The organism is Mycobacterium sp. NPDC003449 (genome assembly GCF_053588415.1).
Genome location: NZ_JBSFPX010000024.1, coordinates 36,909 through 53,416 on the forward strand (window position 1 = coordinate 36,909; position 16,508 = coordinate 53,416).

The 16,508-nt window shown below is 71.2% G+C and carries 19 protein-coding genes; 9 read left to right on the forward strand and 10 right to left on the reverse strand.

What is annotated here, in order from left to right; translation table 11 throughout:
• The first annotated feature begins 73 nt into the window (after positions 1 to 73).
• The 7 genes from ACWDTP_RS09565 to ACWDTP_RS09595 are packed head-to-tail and all read left to right on the forward strand — an operon-like array spanning position 74 to position 7,010.
• Positions 74 to 907, forward strand: a complete 834-nt coding sequence (locus ACWDTP_RS09565) for a hypothetical protein (RefSeq protein ID WP_450018899.1) — start codon at positions 74 to 76, stop codon at positions 905 to 907.
• Entirely contained in the window at positions 864 to 2,060 is a 1,197-nt protein-coding gene (locus ACWDTP_RS09570) for a polyprenyl synthetase family protein (protein ID WP_450018901.1), read from the forward strand. Before ACWDTP_RS09565 ends, ACWDTP_RS09570 begins: the two co-directional genes overlap by 44 nt.
• Positions 2,057 to 2,515, forward strand: coding sequence for a hypothetical protein (locus ACWDTP_RS09575; RefSeq protein ID WP_450018903.1), 459 nt, complete (start codon positions 2,057 to 2,059; stop codon positions 2,513 to 2,515). Before ACWDTP_RS09570 ends, ACWDTP_RS09575 begins: the two co-directional genes overlap by 4 nt.
• Entirely contained in the window at positions 2,515 to 2,838 is a 324-nt protein-coding gene (locus ACWDTP_RS09580; protein WP_450018905.1) for a hypothetical protein, read from the forward strand. The genes ACWDTP_RS09575 and ACWDTP_RS09580 overlap by 1 nt, the downstream gene beginning before the upstream one ends.
• Entirely contained in the window at positions 2,835 to 3,857 is a 1,023-nt protein-coding gene (locus ACWDTP_RS09585; protein WP_450018907.1) for a hypothetical protein, read from the forward strand. The genes ACWDTP_RS09580 and ACWDTP_RS09585 overlap by 4 nt, the downstream gene beginning before the upstream one ends.
• Entirely contained in the window at positions 3,850 to 4,260 is a 411-nt protein-coding gene (locus ACWDTP_RS09590) for an SCP-2 sterol transfer family protein (RefSeq protein WP_450018909.1), read from the forward strand. Before ACWDTP_RS09585 ends, ACWDTP_RS09590 begins: the two co-directional genes overlap by 8 nt.
• Positions 4,257 to 7,010 (forward strand): FAD-dependent oxidoreductase, encoded by a 2,754-nt coding sequence (locus ACWDTP_RS09595; protein WP_450018911.1) that lies wholly within the window; start codon positions 4,257 to 4,259, stop codon positions 7,008 to 7,010. The genes ACWDTP_RS09590 and ACWDTP_RS09595 overlap by 4 nt, the downstream gene beginning before the upstream one ends.
• A gap of 10 nt (positions 7,011 to 7,020) precedes the next feature.
• Here the strand turns inward: ACWDTP_RS09595 and ACWDTP_RS09600 are convergent, their stop codons facing one another.
• The 10 genes from ACWDTP_RS09600 to ACWDTP_RS09645 form a co-directional block, all read right to left on the reverse strand.
• Positions 7,021 to 7,776 (reverse strand): APH(3'') family aminoglycoside O-phosphotransferase, encoded by a 756-nt coding sequence (locus tag ACWDTP_RS09600; protein ID WP_450018913.1) that lies wholly within the window; start codon positions 7,774 to 7,776, stop codon positions 7,021 to 7,023.
• 2 nt (positions 7,777 to 7,778) lie between these two features.
• Positions 7,779 to 8,006, reverse strand: coding sequence for a hypothetical protein (locus tag ACWDTP_RS09605; RefSeq protein WP_450018915.1), 228 nt, complete (start codon positions 8,004 to 8,006; stop codon positions 7,779 to 7,781).
• The gene (locus ACWDTP_RS09610) at positions 8,003 to 8,506 is read right to left on the reverse strand and encodes a DUF3093 domain-containing protein (RefSeq protein ID WP_450018917.1); all 504 of its coding nucleotides are present in this window, start codon (positions 8,504 to 8,506) and stop codon (positions 8,003 to 8,005) included. The genes ACWDTP_RS09605 and ACWDTP_RS09610 overlap by 4 nt, the downstream gene beginning before the upstream one ends.
• Positions 8,499 to 8,930, reverse strand: coding sequence for a hypothetical protein (locus ACWDTP_RS09615; RefSeq protein ID WP_450018919.1), 432 nt, complete (start codon positions 8,928 to 8,930; stop codon positions 8,499 to 8,501). The genes ACWDTP_RS09610 and ACWDTP_RS09615 overlap by 8 nt, the downstream gene beginning before the upstream one ends.
• Before the next feature lie 20 nt (positions 8,931 to 8,950).
• On the reverse strand, positions 8,951 to 9,400 hold the full coding sequence (locus ACWDTP_RS09620; protein ID WP_450018921.1) for a hypothetical protein: 450 nt from the start codon (positions 9,398 to 9,400) through the stop codon (positions 8,951 to 8,953).
• The gene (hemB, locus tag ACWDTP_RS09625) at positions 9,397 to 10,329 is read right to left on the reverse strand and encodes a porphobilinogen synthase (protein ID WP_450018947.1); all 933 of its coding nucleotides are present in this window, start codon (positions 10,327 to 10,329) and stop codon (positions 9,397 to 9,399) included. The genes ACWDTP_RS09620 and hemB overlap by 4 nt, the downstream gene beginning before the upstream one ends.
• Positions 10,330 to 10,406: 77 nt before the next feature.
• On the reverse strand, positions 10,407 to 12,074 hold the full coding sequence (locus ACWDTP_RS09630; RefSeq protein ID WP_450018923.1) for a uroporphyrinogen-III synthase: 1,668 nt from the start codon (positions 12,072 to 12,074) through the stop codon (positions 10,407 to 10,409).
• Positions 12,071 to 13,006: a hydroxymethylbilane synthase gene (hemC, locus tag ACWDTP_RS09635; protein WP_450018925.1), complete on the reverse strand. Its 936-nt coding sequence runs from the start codon at positions 13,004 to 13,006 to the stop codon at positions 12,071 to 12,073. Before hemC ends, ACWDTP_RS09630 begins: the two co-directional genes overlap by 4 nt.
• Positions 13,007 to 13,039: 33 nt before the next feature.
• Positions 13,040 to 14,395, reverse strand: a complete 1,356-nt coding sequence (locus tag ACWDTP_RS09640; protein WP_450018927.1) for a glutamyl-tRNA reductase — start codon at positions 14,393 to 14,395, stop codon at positions 13,040 to 13,042.
• Between the two features lie 61 nt (positions 14,396 to 14,456).
• Positions 14,457 to 14,750 (reverse strand): glutaredoxin family protein, encoded by a 294-nt coding sequence (locus ACWDTP_RS09645; RefSeq protein WP_450018929.1) that lies wholly within the window; start codon positions 14,748 to 14,750, stop codon positions 14,457 to 14,459.
• Positions 14,751 to 14,788: 38 nt separating this feature from the next.
• Between ACWDTP_RS09645 and ACWDTP_RS09650 the strand changes: the two genes are divergently transcribed.
• On the forward strand, positions 14,789 to 15,655 hold the full coding sequence (locus tag ACWDTP_RS09650) for an HAD family hydrolase (protein ID WP_450018931.1): 867 nt from the start codon (positions 14,789 to 14,791) through the stop codon (positions 15,653 to 15,655).
• A 2-nt stretch (positions 15,656 to 15,657) separates the two neighbouring features.
• On the forward strand, positions 15,658 to 16,464 hold the full coding sequence (locus tag ACWDTP_RS09655) for an SDR family NAD(P)-dependent oxidoreductase (RefSeq protein ID WP_450018933.1): 807 nt from the start codon (positions 15,658 to 15,660) through the stop codon (positions 16,462 to 16,464).
• Positions 16,465 to 16,508 lie beyond the last annotated feature (44 nt).

The following is a 16,508-nucleotide window of genomic DNA, read 5'->3' on the forward strand; positions in this document are numbered from 1 at the left end:
CCGCGTTTAGCCCTCCGCGCGAGATCGCGGTCTGCCATGATCGCAATCACATTCGCCGAGGGGGTCGCAGCCCATGTACCTGAGCGCCGAGCGGATGGCCGTCGCCACCCGGGCAGTCGAAGAGACCTTCGCCCAGACCAGCATCGCCTGGCAGACCATCCCGCACTGGGACACCGGGGATCCCGGCCAGACCCGGGTCCGCGATGACAACCTCACCGAACCGGGTTTTCTTCCGCTCGAACCGAGGCACGTCGACTTCCAGGTGACCCTGGCCCAGGCCGGAGCCCCGACCGCCGACCCGCTGCTCGCCGCGGTGATGGCCAAGGCCGTGGCACTCGCGGGTGTCTTCGACGGCGAAGTCGTCACCGCGTTGCGGGCGATGGCCACCGTCTTGTCCACGGAGGTAGCGGAATTGACCGATCAGATCCTGCTGGACGCACTGATCGACGGGCGCGCGAAGGTCGAGGACGCCGGCTACCGGGCACCGTCCTGCCTGCTGGTGGGCACGGCCGGCCTCAAGGCGCTCAGCACGCTGGTCGACGGGCAGGCCGTCACCGATTCACTGCTCGGGGCGGCCAATGTCAACGCCCTGTACCGGACTCCGGTACTCGACGACACCGAGAACCGGGGCAAAACCCCTTCCGGCACATCGCGTTCCAAACAGCAGCCGGCAAGGCGGCTGCTGCTACTCACGCTGGGCCGGCGCAAACGCATCGCCCGGGGCGGTGCCGCCGAGGCGTCGGCCGGGGAGGAACCCGTGGATATCGCGTTCAGCGTGCCGCCGAGCCCGGAGGTTCTCGGCGAAACCGGCACCGGGCGAATCGAACTGGCCGTCCGCCTGCGGTATGCGTTAAGGATCAAGGATGCCGGCGGCCTCGCTGCTGTCACCGTCGTCGCGACCGGATGACGCGGCCACCCCGGACACGCTGCAGGATTACCTCGCCGCGTGCAAGCGGGCCTGCGACGGCGAGCTCGAGCGGCTCTACGCGACCGGACGGCGGGGGACCAACGGTCTCTACGATCTGATCCTGGACTACCCGCTGCGCGGCGGAAAAGCGTTGCGCCCCACGCTGAGCATCGCGATCTGCCTCGGTCTCGGCGGCCGGCTCGAGGCGATCCTGCCGACCGCGGCGACACTTGAGCTGTACCACAACGCATTTCTCATCCACGACGATATCGAGGACGAATCGTGGACCCGGCGCGGCGCCCCCACCCTGCACATCGACCACGGCATCGGGATCGCGGTCAATGTCGGCGATGCGATGCTCTCGCTGTCGCTGCAGCCGCTGCTGGACAACGTCGAGCGAATCGGCCTCGGGCCCGCCCTGCGCATCCTGCGCGCCGTCGCGCGGATGACCCGCCGGACCGTCGAAGGGCAGGCGATCGAACTCGACTGGGTCCGGTCCAACGAATGGCAGCTCGACGACGCCGATTATCTCGCCATGGTCGAGCTCAAGACCAGCTGGTATTCGTTCATCACGCCCCTGCAGGTCGGGGCGATCGCGGCCGGGCTCGACGCGGACCGCTCGGCGCCCCTTGAGGAACTGGGCCGCCACCTCGGGGCGGCCTTCCAGATCACCGACGATCTGCTCAACCTGCGGGCCGATCCCGAGGAGTACGGCAAGGAGATCGGCGGCGACCTGTGGGAGGGCAAACGCACCCTGATGCTGTTGCGCGCCCTGCGCTGCGCCGAACCCGACGAACGGGACCGCGCCGTGGCGATTCTGGCCAAACGGCGGCCGGGTGCCGACGGTGAGTTGGGGCTGGCGGCCCTGCTCGACCGGCTCACCGCCCACGGTGAGCTGTCGGCCGCGGGGCGGGCCGAGATCGCGGACTGGCACCGCGCCGGGCACCGCACCGATACCAAGACGCTCGACGACATCACCTGGCTGCACGGGCTTCTGCACCGGGTCGGATCGCTCGAGCACGCCAGGACGGTGGCCTGCGGGCATGCCGAGCGGGCGGCGGCGGTGCTGGCCGGACTCGACTGGCTGCCGGCCAGCCGGCACCGCGACGTGCTGGCCGGCCTGGTCGACTACGTGCACGGGCGCACCCGATGAGCCCCGAGGTGCTCGTCGGTCTGCTCGCCGAGCTGGAGCGGATCCGCGAACTCGCCCTCGACCTGGTCGAGCGGGACGCCCCGCGGCTGATCCCGGCACCGCCGGATGAGGCCGCGGGGGCCGCACGGTCGATGTTCGAGCTGCTGGTCGGGCTGCGGCGCGCGGTGCTCGGCAGCCCGGCGGCGGCCAGGGGGCTGCACGATCTGCTGATCGCTCAGGGCCGCCGGTTCGCCGAAACCCCCGACGGTGCACACCTGCGCGACGGGTTGGTGGCCTCCGAGGCCGTGGAGAACCTCAGGCGGGTCTGGGAGACGGTGAGCCTCAACGCCCTCGACGGCCCTGCGGCGCCCGGTGCCGCCCCGGACGGCTGGTCGGAACTGTTAGCCGACACCATCATCGGGCACGGCCTCGACGATTCGCTGCTGGCGCGGCTGCGGCCGGAAGGGTTCGCCTGATGCTCACCGATCCGTGCCCGGCGCTGGCGGAGCAGAGCAGCTTCGTGGGCTACCTGCTCGGCCTTTCGGCCCTGGGCCGGATGGTGTCGGCGCTCGCCGAGCCGCACCCGGGCGGCCCGCGCGGCGAACCGGCCGATCTGGTGTATCTGCTGCTGGGTGTGGTCCGGGTGGGGCGCGAGATCGACCGTCTGGGAACGACGGCGGCCGAGCCGCCACCAACCAGCACGGCGGCCGAGGCGCCACAAACCAACACGGCGGCCGAGCCGCCACAAACCAGCACCCCGGCCGAGCCGCGCCGGACCGACACCCGGTGGCTGCGATGACCGCCACGCTCGGCCACGCCGATTTCCTGCGGGCCCCGGTGCTGGCGGCGGCCCGGCCCGAGGGGTTCAAGGAGTGGCATCATTTCGTGGTCCACGCCGACGGCACCCGGCTGCTGGTCAACTTCAGCCTGACCGACCAGGCCGGGCCGGGCGGTCGGCGCCGCCTGGTCCCCCGGGTCATCGTGATCGTCCACGACGGCGGCTGGTCGGGCGTCGTCGAACGGTTCGACGACGCCGACGTGGACCTGTCGGCCGATCTCGCGGCCCTGGTGATCGGCGGCAACCGGATGGTCGTGCGCCCGGACGGCTACCGGGTGTCGATCGACCTGCCCGGCCCGGGCATCCGCGCCGAGATCGCCTTCACCGCGGTCAGCCGGCCCTTCGTGGTGAACAACCAGCCGGTCGGCGCGGGCCGGATGAGCTGGCTGTTCGTGCCGAGGTTGCGGGCCGACGGGTGGCTGTCGGTGGACGGCCGCGGGTACGACCTGGACGCCGCGGTCGCCTACCACGACCACAATTGGGGCCGCTTCCGGTGGGGCGACGACTTCGGCTGGACCTGGGGCGCGATCCTGCCCGGGCGGGCCGGGGACCCGTGGTCGGCGGTGTTCCTGGCGATGACCGACCGCCGCAGGCTGCGCTGCCTGTCCCAGGCGCTCTACGTGTGGCATCACGACGAGCCTGCCGCCATCTTCCGGCACGCCGCGGTGCGCACCCGCTCCGGCGGCCGGCTCGGGCGCGGCCCGGACTGCACCCTGCCGCCGCCGATGGGGATCCTGCTCGACGGCGAACTGCCCGGCGTCCCGGAGCGGGTCGAGGTGGCCGCGACCCGGGCCGGTGACACGGTGCGCGCCGAGTTCCTGGCGTCGTCGTATGCGCGGCTGGGGTTGCCCGGCGACGTCTCGCCGCGGCACGTGACGGTGCTGTGCGAGTGCGCGGGCACGGCCCGGCTGACCGGGACCATCGGTGGCCGCGAGATCGACGCCGTCGGCGTTGGGGTATTCGAGTTCCTCCATGGCTGAACGGGTTTCGTCGTTGCTGCGGCGATCGGTCGAGCACCTGGCCGCCGAGGTGCCCGACAGTTGCCGCCTGATGCTCGAGGATCTGGGGCCGCTGGTGGTCGCCCTCGACGTCGACGGTGAACTGTTCTCGCTGCGGGGCGGCACCCGGCTGGAGGTGGCCGACGGCCCCGCGCCGTCGGCCGGTGCCCGGGTCCGCGCCTCGCGGACCGCCATCCTCGATGTGCTCGATGCCAGGGTGAGTCTGCGAGAAGCGGTGGAGGGCGGCGCGGTCGGCGTCCGAGGGAGTCTGGACGACGTTCTGCGCGCCCACGACACGCTGCTGGCCTATGTGCACGCCGCGGTCCGGGCGCCGTCGCAACCCGGGCTGCTGGAGGCGCTGAGGATGGGGGCGGATCGGGCATGACCGAATCGATCGTCACCCCGGCGTCGTGCCGGCGCCGCCCCACGGTCGCGGTCCTCGGCGCGGGCATCGCCGGGCTCACCGCCGCCCACGAACTGGCCGAGCGGGGTTTCGAGGTCACGGTCTACGAGCCGCGCGCCGACGAACGCGCCGGGCTGTCCGAGGACGGCGTCTCCACCACCGAGACCTACCCCGAGGTCAAACTCGGCGGTCTGGCCGCGTCCCAGTACTCGACGGTCGGCACCCGGGACGGGAGCGCGGCCGAGCTGCGCCCGTTCCCCGGCCGGCGCGGGCAGCCCCGCACCCCGGGGCGTGCGGTGGCCGGCGAACACGGCTTCCGGTTCTTCCCGGCCTACTACCTGCACACCTGGGATCTGTTCCAGCGCATCCCGGTCTATCAGCGGCTGGATCTGGGTGGCGGCGACATCCGCTGGCACCCGACGGCCCGCACCGTGATGGACAACGTCCGGCGGGTGGTCACCCAGGGCACCACCGTGGAGGGCAAACCGTCGCTGGTGTTCCCGCGCGAGGCGCCGCGCACCCCGGCCGAATTCCTGACCATCCTGGGCCAGCTCACCCAGTTGGGTTTCACGGTCGGCGATGTGCACACCTTCGTCGGACGGCTGCTGCGCTATCTGGTCACCAGCCCGCTGCGCCGGGCCACCGAGTTGCAGAACCTGTCGGCCTACGATTTCTTCATCGGGCGCGACAACACCTCCGAGCAGTCCCGGTTCACCTACACCCCGCGCTTCGATGCGCTGCTGCTCGAAATGCCAAGGGTGCTGGCCGCATTCGACTCGCGATGGGGCGACGCCCGCACCAACCTGACCACCTATCTGCAGCTACAACTGCAGATGGATCGGCGCGACAACAAGGCCGACGGGGTGCTCAACGGCCCCACCACCGAATCGTGGTTCGACCATTGGCATCGTCATCTCGCCGCGCTCGGGGTCCACTTCGTGCACGGCGCGGCCCAGCGGCTGGAGCCTCCCGGCGCCGATCCGGACGGTCCGCCGCACCTGCGGCCCCGCGTCCAGGTCGCGTTGAGCGACGGCACCCGGGTGGCCACCGACTACACCGTGGTCGCCGTCGACGCCCCGGCCGCCGAACAACTCACCGGGGCGTTGCGGGCCGCGGGCACCGGCGGCACCGTCGCCGGGCTCGACGGTTTCACCACATCGGCTCCGCCACCGGACGGCCCGCTGCAGCCGACGCACGACCGTGACCCGGGCCGGCGCGACCCCTACGCCATGGACGAGATGGGCCTGGTGCCGTGGGACCGGTTCCAGACGCTGGGCGGTATCCAGTACTACTTCGACACCGAGTTCCAGTTGTTGCGCGGCCACATGTACTACTCGGGCACCGAGTGGGCGCTGTCCTCGATCAACCAGCACGGGCTGTGGGAGCGGCGGCCGAACCTGTCCAGGGACGGTCACGTATCGGTGCTGTCGGTCGACATCGGCGATTTCAACACCGCGTCCCGGCACCTGGTCGACGAGTCCGGACGGGGCAAGGCGGCCAGGGACTGCACGGCCGACGAGATCGCCACCGAGGTGTGGCGGCAGATCGTTTCGGCGCTGACCAGCGATGTCGACAACGTCGCCGAGGCGCTCATCCCGTGGCCGGCCTGGTATGCGCTGGACCGCGGCCTGGTGATGTCGGGTGGGCCGGGCCAGGGGTTCGGCCGCGCGGTCCGCAACGAGACCCCCTACCTGGTCCCGATCGTCGGGGACTGGCCGAACCGGCCGGGCGCCGACCCGTGGAATCCGCACGGGACGTCGTGGACCACCAGGCCGTCCGAGGACGCGTGGCTGGAGGATCTGGAGCAGCGCGACGTCTGGCAGGCCCGCCACGGCGGCTATCAGGTGCACCACAACTCGGTGGTGTTCGCGGGCACCTGGACCAAGACGTTCACCCGGATGACGTCGATGGAGGCGGCCTGCGAATCGGCCCGCCACGCCGTCAACGCGATCCTGGACCACTACATCTGGGTGGAATCGGGCGGTGCCGACCGCAGGGAGAAGACCACCCTGGACTGGCGGTTCCCCTACGGTTTCCTGGATCAGGGGCTGTCCAGCCCGGTCCGGATGCCCTCACCGGCCGGCGATTACTGCTACGTGTTCGATCTGGAGAACCGCGAACCCGCCGACACCCGCCCGCTGCGCAGCCTCGACTCGCGCTACTCGCTGGAGTCGCTGCCGCACCCGCTCGACCCGCTGGACGCCGTCGCCGGCGGCGCATCCACCCTGCCCTTCGTCCCGGGAGGACTATCGATGACGACTCCGTCCGACGATCCCGGCCGGCAGCTGTTCGGCTACCTGGCGGCCTGGCGGCAGTACCTGGAGCAGGCCATGGGCGGGGCCCTGCCGCCGGCCCCGCCGGCCCTGCCGGTCGCGCCGGCCGACTACACCCGGCAACTGCTCGACCAGCTGCAGGTATGGCGCCGCTGCCTCGAGGAGGCGGTGGGCCGGCCGGGGGCCGCCCAACCCGACCCGGCACCCACGCGAGCGCCGACCCGCGAACCCGGGCCAGCCGAGGACGCCTCCCCCGACGAGCCCGCGGCGCCTCGCCCCGGATCGGCCTATGCCGGACTCGGGCCCGGCCCTGCGGGCCCGGTCCGGCCGGCGGCCCGGTCCCTGTTCTCCGGATACGACGTGCCCGAACCGGCCGCCGAGACACCCGAGGTCCGGGTGACCGTGGGCCGGCCCCCGGTCGAGAGGGTGCCGCCCAGCGACGAGAACCTCAGCCGCTGACCGGCAGGCGTCACCCCCAGGTCAGCGGATCGAGCCCGAGGTAGAACCGCACCCGCTCGGGGTCCACCGGCGCCGGATAGCCCGCCGCAAGACCGGCCTCGGCCTCGGCGGCGAACCCGGGGACGGTGTCGGCGGTGTTGGCCAGCAGCAGCGCCAGATCGGCGTGCCAGTCCGCGACCCCAAGCCGGCCCAGGTCGACGAACCCGGTGAAGGCCGGCCGGTCCTGGTCGACGAGGAGGTTGGGTAGGCACAGGTCGCCGTGGCACACCACCCGGTCGCGGGCCTCCTGCCCGCGGCGTGCCTGGGCCTCGCGCTCGACCCGGGCCAGCAGCACGGCCGCCGGGATGCCGCGGTCCTCGTCGCGCAGGAAGTCGCGCCGCAACGCGCCCGCCGCCACGACCGTGCGGGCCCGGTCCAGCATGAGGTCCAGGTCGCGGCGGAACGGACAGTCGGCGACCGCGATGCCGTGCAGGGCGCGCACCGCGGTCACGATGGAAGGCCATGCGGCCCGCAGCGCCGATTCGGTCAGCTGATCGGCCGGAACCCCGTCGACGGCGCTGGTGACCAGGTAGGCGCCGGCATCGGCGGTCGGGCCCCAGTCGAGCACCGCGGGCGCGGGCAGGCCGTACCCGTGCGACCAGGACACCCGGTCCCGCTCCGCGGCGAGGTCGGCCACGCCGGCCGGGCCGACCACCTTAGTGTAGCGCGAGCCGTCGGCACTGCGGAACACCGGGGCACCGGACTCCCCGTGGGCAACCGGCTGCATCGTCAGCGTCGCAGCCGGGCGATCCCCAGCACCAGCAGCACCCCGGCGGCCGTGGCCAGCACGAACGCCAGCGCGAGCAGCGGCCCCGAGTAGACCACCGAGGTGGTGGCGGGCTCTCCGGGGAGCACCGGGGCGACATCGATGGTCGAACTGGCCGCGAGCCAGGACAGCAGGCATCCGACGGCGGCGACGACGCCCGCCGCGATGTCGAGGAGTCCACGCCCGTTCACGCGGTGGGCTCCTCGACCAGGGCGCCCAGCGCGTCCCGCAGTCGCCGGTGCCTGCGCGCCCACGCCTGCGCCGACCGGTCGCCGCTGAGCTTGAGGCCGATGCCGGTGCGCCCGCGCGGCACGCCGGTCAGCTCGCCGAGCGCCCGCGAGGACTGCCATTTCGGCGATTCCGAACCGGTGGCCTCGGGATAGATCCGGACGATCTCGTCGACCGCGATGCGCTCCTCGCCCTGTCGCAGGGTCGTCGCGGTCAAGCGCACCGAGGTGTGGATCCGGGCCGCCTTGATCTGGATGGCGATGAAACCCGACACCAGCACCAGGAACACCAGCGGGATCCAGAGATCGCGGCCGTAGCCGCCGGTCATCTGCAGGATCGCCATCCCGATGCCGGCGAACGGCCCGGCCAGCAACCAGGCCCAGCTGGCGCCCTGCTCGTAGAACAGCACCTCGGCCGCCTCGTCGTCGCGCGCCGCCGTGGCGTCCTTCTCCGGATCAGTCAACCTCGCTCCTCGGCCTCGGCAATGCGTTCAGGATGGTGCCGATGATCAGCAGGATGATGCCGAGCACGGTCAGGATGTGCACCACCCCGAGCTTGGCGGTCACCGCCGCCACCACCACGATCGCCAGCGACAGCGCGATCGCGGCCCGGCGGAACCTGGGGTCACCCGAGCGGCTGCGGCCGGCCAGGAACGCCATCGCGACGCCGGCCACCGCGGTCAGCACACCGGTCCCGCGGAACACGGCGGTGTCCAGGCCGGGCAGCGATGCCGAGGCGGCGATCATGCCGCCGACGATCAGCAGGACCGCGGCGACCAGCCAGAAGCAGAACCCGACCGTCGCGGCGAGCGGCTGGCGCGACGGTTGCGGGGTTTCCGGCGGGGGCGACGCGGACTGCGGCGAAGACGGCGGTGGCGGCGGTGACATTGTGACCGAAGCGTAGCGAATCAGCGGGTGAAGAACCCGTTCGCGTCCTTGCGGTGCACCAGATAGACGCCGCCGAGGATCAGCACCGATCCCACGATCGCGGTGACGGCGTAGCCGACCGCGATCGCCGACGACCGCTCCCCGCTGAGCAGGCTGCTCACCGCGTGCACCACCGACACCAGGCCGCCGCTGGTCAGCAGCGTGCGCGCCCAGCGGTAGCCCTGGCGCATCAGGATCAGGAACGTCACCACGATCGAGGACAGCACCACCATGGACACCACCGCGAAGGCGATCACCATCATCCGCTGGTCGCCCGCGGGCCCGGTGAGGACGTCGAGCAGAAAACCGATCACCATCAGCGGCAGCGCGCCGACCCACAACCAGAAGCCGGTGTCGACGTCCTCGGGGCGGATATCGGTGTCGGCACGCCCGTCGGGCGCCGGTTCGCGTCCGGTCACCTGTCCGGTCACGCCAGCCAGTCGGCGACCTGCGCCGCCCAGTAGGTCAGCACGATATCGGCCCCGGCCCGGCGGATCCCGATCAGCGATTCCAGGGCGGCGGCCCGCAGGTCGATCCAGCCGTTGGCGGCGGCCGCGCTGATCATCGAGTACTCGCCCGAGATCTGGTACGCCGCGACCGGTACCGGCGAGATGTCGGCGGCGGCGGCCACCACGTCGAGGTAGCTCATCGCCGGTTTGACCATCACCATGTCGGCGCCCTCGGCGAGGTCGAGCTCGACCTCGTGCACGGCCTCCCGGATATTGCCCGAATCCTGTTGGTAGGTGCGACGATCGCCCACCAGGCTGGAGGACACCGCCTCCCGGAACGGACCGTAGAAGGCCGAGGCGAACTTGGCCGCATAGGCCAGGATCGCGACGTCGGTGTGCCCTGCGGCGTCCAGCCCGTCCCGGATGGCGGCCACCTGCCCGTCCATCATCCCGCTGGGCCCCACCACGTGGGTACCCGAATCCGCTTGGGCGACAGCGAGTTCGACATAACGCGCGTTGGTGGCGTCGTTGTCGACCCGGCCGAAGGAGTCCAGCACCCCGCAGTGCCCGTGATCGGTGAACTCGTCAAGGCAGGTGTCGGCCATCAGCACGGTGGCGTCGCCGACATCCTTGGCCAGATCGCGCAGCGCCACGTTCAGGATGCCGTCGGCGTCGACCCCGGCCGACCCGGTCGCATCCTTGGCCTCTTCGCGGGGCACCCCGAACAACATCAGGCCACCGACTCCGGCCGCAACGGCTTCGGCCGCGGCCCGGCGCAACGACTCCCGGGAGTGCTGCACCACCCCCGGCATGGATGCGATCGGGCGCGGTTCGTCGACACCGTCCGCCACGAACATCGGCAGCACCAGATGCCTTGGCTCCAAGGAGGTCTGCGCCACCAGGCGGCGCATGGCCGGGGTGGTGCGCAACCGGCGCGGTCGATGCCTCGGGAACGCCACTGCAATGCCTCCGCTCGTCGTTGTGCGCCCTACCGCCTACGGCTCTTCTTGCGCGGCGGCGGCAGCGCACCCTCGGCACGCAGCCGGGCGGCGTGCTCGGCGAGCGCCTCGACCAGCGGACCGACCGCGGCGGTCTCGGGCTGCACATCCACCCGCAGGCCGAATTCCGCTGCGGTCTCAGCGGTTTTCGGACCGATGCAGGCAACGATGGTGCGGGCGTGCGGCTTACCCGCGATGCCCACCAGGTTGCGCACCGTGGAGCTGGAGGTGAAGCAGACCGCGTCGAATCCACCCGTCTTGATCATCTCGCGGGTCTGGGCCGGTGGCGGTGCGGCACGCACCGTGCGGTAGGCGGTGACGTCCTCGATCTCCCAACCGCGTTCGCGCAGCCCCTCGGCCAGCGTCTCGGTGGCGATATCGGCGCGCGGCAGCAGCACCCGGTTGACCGGGTCGAAAACCTCGTCGTAGGGCGGGAATTCGTCGAGCAGGCCGAGTGAGGACTGCTCACCCGCGGGCACCAGCTCGGGGTTGATCCCGAAGGCACGCACCTTGTCGGCGGTGGCCTGCCCGACGCAGGCGATCTTCACACCGGAGAACGCGCGGGCGTCCAACCCGAACTCGTTGAACTTCTCCCACACCGCACGCACCGCATTGGTGGAGGTGAACACCACCCACTGGAACCGGCCGTCGACCAGACCCTTGACCGCCCGCTCCATCTGGGCCGGGCTGCGGGGCGGCTCGACCGCGATGGTCGGCACCTCGATCGGCAGGGCGCCGTGGCCGACCAGGCGATCACTCATCTCGCCGGCCTGATCCTTGGTGCGCGGCACCAGCACGGTCCAGCCGTAGAGCGCGCGGCTCTCCCACCAGTTCAGCTTGGCGCGGTTGACGACGGTCTTGCCGATGGTCACGACCAGCGGCGAGGTCAGCAGGCCCGCCGGGACCCCGGTCTGCTCGGCGGCGGCCAAGGTGGCCTTGTCGATCAGCCCGGCCAGCGTGGTCTCGACCGAACGCTGCTGGCAGGTGGTGCCGTTCGCGGTCACCACCGCGGGCGTCGAATCCGAGAGGCCGAACTCGATCAGGGTGCGGGCCGCATCGGGCAGGTGTGATGCGGTCGCGTGCAGGATCAGCGGCCCCGGCGCGGCGGCCAGCGCCGCCCAGTCGACGTCGCCGCGGACATCGGCGACGGTGTGCGCGGAGCCCAGCGGCAGACCCGCGTAGGTGGGCACCGCGGTGGTGTCGGGCAGGCCGGGGACGATCTCGAAGTGCAGCTGGGTCCTGGCCAGGGCGCCGATCTCGGTGATCACCGCGTCGACCGACAGCGGATCCCCTGACACCAGGCGCACCACGTCGTAGCCGTGCCGGGCCTCGGCGGCCAGCGTCTTGGCCACCTCGGCCGGATCGCCCAGCGCGGGGCGGACCTCGGCGCCGCCCGGGATGACCGCGGCCTGCTTGTCGGCCTCGGCCGCGGGGGCATCGCCGGCCTTGGCCGGTTCGGCCGGGGCCGGGCCGGATGCCGGTGGCAGCTCGGTGCCGACGAGGGCCAGCACCGCCTCCGGAACGTCGGGATCGGTGAACACCAACTCGGCGTGCGCCAGCACGGACTGCGCCCGCGCCGTCAGCAGGCCGGGATCACCCGGGCCCGAACCGACGAATGTGATGCGGCCTGGCTTCGCCTTGCGGCCTCGCATGGTCATCTCTCACTCCCGCGCTCTTCCAACAGCTCGCGTGCCCCCAGTTCGAAAAGCTCCGCAGCCACCGAGACGCCGAGGTCAGCGGCCCGATCCGGAGTTCCGATGCCGGATGCACGGATCACGTCGGATCCGTCCAGCGTCGCCGCGCAGCCGCGCAACGACAGCTCTTCGAAGACATTGCCGTCCTCATCGATCGACTCGACCACCTCGGCGATCGCGCCCACCGGTGCGGAACAGCCCGCCTCCAGTTCGGCGAGCAGGACCCGTTCTGCGGTGACCGCGGCTCGCGTGTCGGCGTCGTCCAACTCCGACAGCACCCCGATCAGCTCGGTGTCGCCCGCGCGGCATTCCACCGCGAGCGCACCCTGAGCCGGCGCTGGCAACATCTGCACCGGCTCGAGCGTCTCGGTGACGACATCCTGACGTCCGATGCGGACCAGACCCGCCCGGGCGACCACGATGCCGTCGAGATCACCGCTCGTGACCTTGCTCAACCTGGTATCTAGGTTGCCTCTTAGGGGGCGGATTTCCAAACCGAGACCCAGTGCTCTAAGCTGTGCCGCCCGCCGCGGGCTCGACGTGCCAATCACCGAGCCCACCGGCAACTCTCCGAGCACCAGACCGTCGCGGGTCACCAGGGCATCGCGCGGGTCCTCGCGGCGGGGTATGGCGGGTATGACGAACCGGTCGTCGACCGCGGTCGGCAAATCTTTGTAGGAGTGAACGGCCAGGTCCACCCGGCCGTCGTCGATGGCTTCGCGCAGGGCCGCGGTGAACACCCCGACACCGATCTCGGCGACCGGCTTCGCCGACCGGTCGCCCTCGGTGGAGATGATCACCAGCTCGCACGGATGCCCGGCAGCGGTCAGTGCGTCCCTGATGGTCCCGGCCTGTGTGGTAGCCAGCAGGCTACCCCGGGTGCCGATCCGGGTCACGGTATCTCGGTCCTTCGAGGAATGTACCAAGCTCTACTCAGTCTTATCGAGATCTGTTGTCATAAAAGGCAATTCACTGGCCGCGACCGCCTCTACGGCCTGCGGGTCGAGTTCGAACAGCTCGCGCAGCGCCTCGGCGTAGCTGTCCCCGCCGGGGGCACCCGCCAATTGCTTGACCCGCACGGTCGGGGCGTGCAACAGCTTGTCGACCACCCGGCGCACGGTCTTGGCGACCTCGTCGCGGTGCGCCGAGTCCAGTCCCGGCAGCCGGTTGTCGAGGCGCAGCAGCTCGGCCTCCACCACATCGGCGGCCCGTTGCCGCAGTGCGGTGACGGTCGGGGTGACCTCGGCCATCCGCTGCCCGGCCAGGTAGTTGGCCACCTCGGTGGCAACGATATTGCGGGCCGCCGCGGCGTCGGTGGCCGCGGCCCGCGCCGAGGGTTCGCGCTGGATGCGGTCCATGTCAACGACCCAGACCCCGGGCAGCCCGGCCACCGCGGGATCGACGTCGCGCGGCATCCCGAGGTCGCAGATCACCAGCTGGTTCTCGGGGCCCGAGGCGTTGCGCTGAGCCAGCGCGTGGTGCACATCGGCCAACGACACCACCGGCCGCACCGCGCCGGTGCTGCTGATCATGATGTCGGCGTCGACCAGGGCGTCGGGCAGCTGGTCCAGCGGCACCGCATCGGCGACGACGCCCTGTTCGGTCAGATTGTGGGCGAGCCTGCGGGCCCGCGGCAGCGAGCGGTTGACGACATGCACGCGTTCGACGCCGGCCCGAACCAGGTGTGCGCCGGCCAGCGCACCCATCGCACCGGCCCCGACCACGGCCGCGGTCCGGCCGGCCAGCCCGCCGGGGAGTTTGGTTCCGGCCATGCCCAGCGCCACCGACACCACCGAGGCGCCCGCGGCATCGATCCCGGTCTCGGAGTGCACCCGTTTACCGACCGACAGCGCGCGCTGCGCCAGCTCGTGCAGGGTCCGCCCGACGGTGTGGTTGGCCTCGGCCGAGGCGTAGGCGCGGCGCACCTGCCCCAGCACCTGGGCTTCGCCGATGACCGCCGAATCCAGGCCGCTGGTCACCGCGAACAGGTGCTCGACGGCGGCCTCGGCGTAGCGGACGTAGGCGTACTTGGTGAGGTCGTTGAGCGACATGCCGGAGTGCTCGGCGAGCACCGAACCGATCACCGACAGGCCCCCGTGGAACGCCTCGACCACGGCGTACACCTCGACGCGGTTGCAGGTGGACAGCACCATCGCCTCGGTCACTAGCGAGGTCTGTAACACCTGGTCGACGATCTTGGCCTGCTCGGCCTCATCGGTGCTGAGCTGCTCGAGCACAGACACCGGCGCACTGCGATGCGAAACTCCGAACAGCAATACGCTCACGGCTTCATCACCACGTCACCAAAGGTAATCGTTTCCCGCCCGGCCACCAAATTTCACGTGGTCAACCGGCCTGCTCGGCGAGATCGGCCCGTAGCTGGGGTTCGTCGACCTCCCAGTAGCTGTGCTGTACGCCGTCGAGCAACACCACCGGCAGCAGGTCACCGAACCGGGCCCGCAGCGTCGGGTCCCCGGCCCCGGCCGCCTCGTCCACATCGGTGGTCACCAACTCGAAGCCCAGCTCATCGCGGAGCCCGGCCAACTGCAGGCCCGCCCTGGCGCACAGCTGGCAGCCCGCGCGGGTCAACAACGTCACGGTGTGCCTGCCGGGCCGATCCGGCTGTCCTTGGAGCGCCACGACGCCAGTATCCCCATCGGGTGACTTAGGGTGAATTGGTGTCCGAATCCGGTAGTGCCGACGCGCTCGATCAGGAGCTCGGCGGCCAGGCCAGCGCCGAACTGGCGGTCACCGAGCTCGGCGCCGAGAGCGGCGACGACCCGGCCGGGCCCGCGCAGGCGCCCCCGCCCGACCTGACCGCGGCGGCGTTCTTCGACGTCGACAACACCCTGGTGCACGGCTCGTCGCTGGTGCACTTCGCCCGCGGCCTGGCCGCCCGCAAATACTTCACCTATTCCGACATCCTCGGCATCGCCTACGCGCAGGCCAAGTTCCAGTTCACCGGCAAGGAGAACAGCGACGATGTGGCGGCCGGGCGACGCAAGGCGCTGGCGTTCATCGAGGGGCGCTCGACGGCCGAGCTCGCCGAGCTCGGCGAGGAGATCTACGACGAGATCATCGCCGACAAGATCTGGTCCGGCACCCGCGCGCTGGCCCAGATGCACCTCGACGCGGGCCAGCAGGTCTGGCTGGTCACCGCGACGCCCTACGAGCTGGCCGCCACCATCGCCAAGCGGCTCGGGCTGACCGGGGCGCTCGGCACGGTCGCCGAGTCCATCGACGGGGTGTTCACCGGCAGGCTGGTCGGCGACATCCTGCACGGCACCGGCAAGGCCCACGCGGTGCGGTCGCTGGCCATCCGGCAGGGCCTCAACCTGCGCCGGTGCACCGCGTATTCGGACAGCTTCAACGATGTCCCGATGCTGTCGCTGGTCGGCACCGCGGTCGCGATCAATCCCGATGCGGCACTGCGGGATGTGGCCAGGGAACGCGGTTGGGAGATCCGCGATTTCCGGACCGCCCGCATGTACCCGGGAATGCGCATTCCCGGGTACGTACGCGTCTGCTCGGCGGAGAATGGGTGACCGTGGCTATCGGTCCCTCTGACATCCTGCTCACCGGCGACGTCGCCGTCGTGACCGGCGGCGGTGCCGGCATCGGCCGGGGAATCGCGGAGGGGCTCGCCGCGTTCGGCGCCTCGGTGGCGATATGGGAACGTGACCCCGAGAGTTGCTCGGCAGCAGCGGAAGTCATCGGCGCACTCGGTATCGTCACCGACGTCCGCGACGCCGAACAGGTGGACGCCGCGCTGGCGCGGACCGAGGCCGAACTGGGGCCGGTCACCATCCTGGTCAACAATGCGGGCGGGACATTCTCCTCCCCGCTGTTGGAGACCTCCGAAAACGGCTGGGACGCGCTCTACCGGAGCAACCTACGCCACGTCCTGCTGTGCACCCAACGGGTGTCCCGCAGGCTGGTCGATACCGAAAAGCCGGGCAGCATCATCAATCTCACCTCGATCGAGGGAGTCCGGGCCGCCCCCGGCTATGCGGCCTACGCGGCGGCCAAGGCCGGCGTCATCAACTACACCCAGACCGCGGCGTTCGAGCTGGCTCCGCACCGGATCAGGGTCAATGCGCTGGCGCCCGACCTCACCGTGACCGAAGGGCTGCTGGCGATGTCGCCGGCCGGCCCGCCACCCGGGGTCGGCGCCTCGATCCCGCTGGGCCGCGCGGGCCACGTCGACGAGATCGCCTCGGCAGCGGTGTTTCTCGCGTCGGGTATGTCCGGCTACATCACCGGGCAGACCCTCCACGTCGACGGTGGCACCCGGGCCGCGGGCGGCTGGTATCTCCACCCGCAGACCGGTGAGGCCACGTTGGGTCCCGGCTGACCTCGCCCGCCGAGCAGACGCAAAACTGCACCAAAACCCCGGAT

Bases quoted from the DNA above. Each gene is read 5' to 3' on its own strand.
- ACWDTP_RS09565 (WP_450018899.1), top strand. From the start codon at position 74: ATGTACCTGAGCGCCGAGCGGATGGCCGTCGCCACCCGGGCAGTCGAA.
- ACWDTP_RS09575 (WP_450018903.1), top strand. From the start codon at position 2,057: ATGAGCCCCGAGGTGCTCGTCGGTCTGCTCGCCGAGCTGGAGCGGATC.
- hemB (WP_450018947.1), bottom strand. From the start codon at position 10,329: ATGCGCCGCCTGGTGGCGCAGACCTCCTTGGAGCCAAGGCATCTGGTG.
- ACWDTP_RS09580 (WP_450018905.1), top strand. From the start codon at position 2,515: ATGCTCACCGATCCGTGCCCGGCGCTGGCGGAGCAGAGCAGCTTCGTG.
- ACWDTP_RS09585 (WP_450018907.1), top strand. From the start codon at position 2,835: ATGACCGCCACGCTCGGCCACGCCGATTTCCTGCGGGCCCCGGTGCTG.
- ACWDTP_RS09590 (WP_450018909.1), top strand. From the start codon at position 3,850: ATGGCTGAACGGGTTTCGTCGTTGCTGCGGCGATCGGTCGAGCACCTG.
- ACWDTP_RS09630 (WP_450018923.1), bottom strand. From the start codon at position 12,074: ATGACCATGCGAGGCCGCAAGGCGAAGCCAGGCCGCATCACATTCGTC.
- ACWDTP_RS09595 (WP_450018911.1), top strand. From the start codon at position 4,257: ATGACCGAATCGATCGTCACCCCGGCGTCGTGCCGGCGCCGCCCCACG.
- ACWDTP_RS09570 (WP_450018901.1), top strand. From the start codon at position 864: ATGCCGGCGGCCTCGCTGCTGTCACCGTCGTCGCGACCGGATGACGCG.
- ACWDTP_RS09615 (WP_450018919.1), bottom strand. From the start codon at position 8,930: ATGTCACCGCCGCCACCGCCGTCTTCGCCGCAGTCCGCGTCGCCCCCG.
- ACWDTP_RS09600 (WP_450018913.1), bottom strand. From the start codon at position 7,776: ATGCAGCCGGTTGCCCACGGGGAGTCCGGTGCCCCGGTGTTCCGCAGT.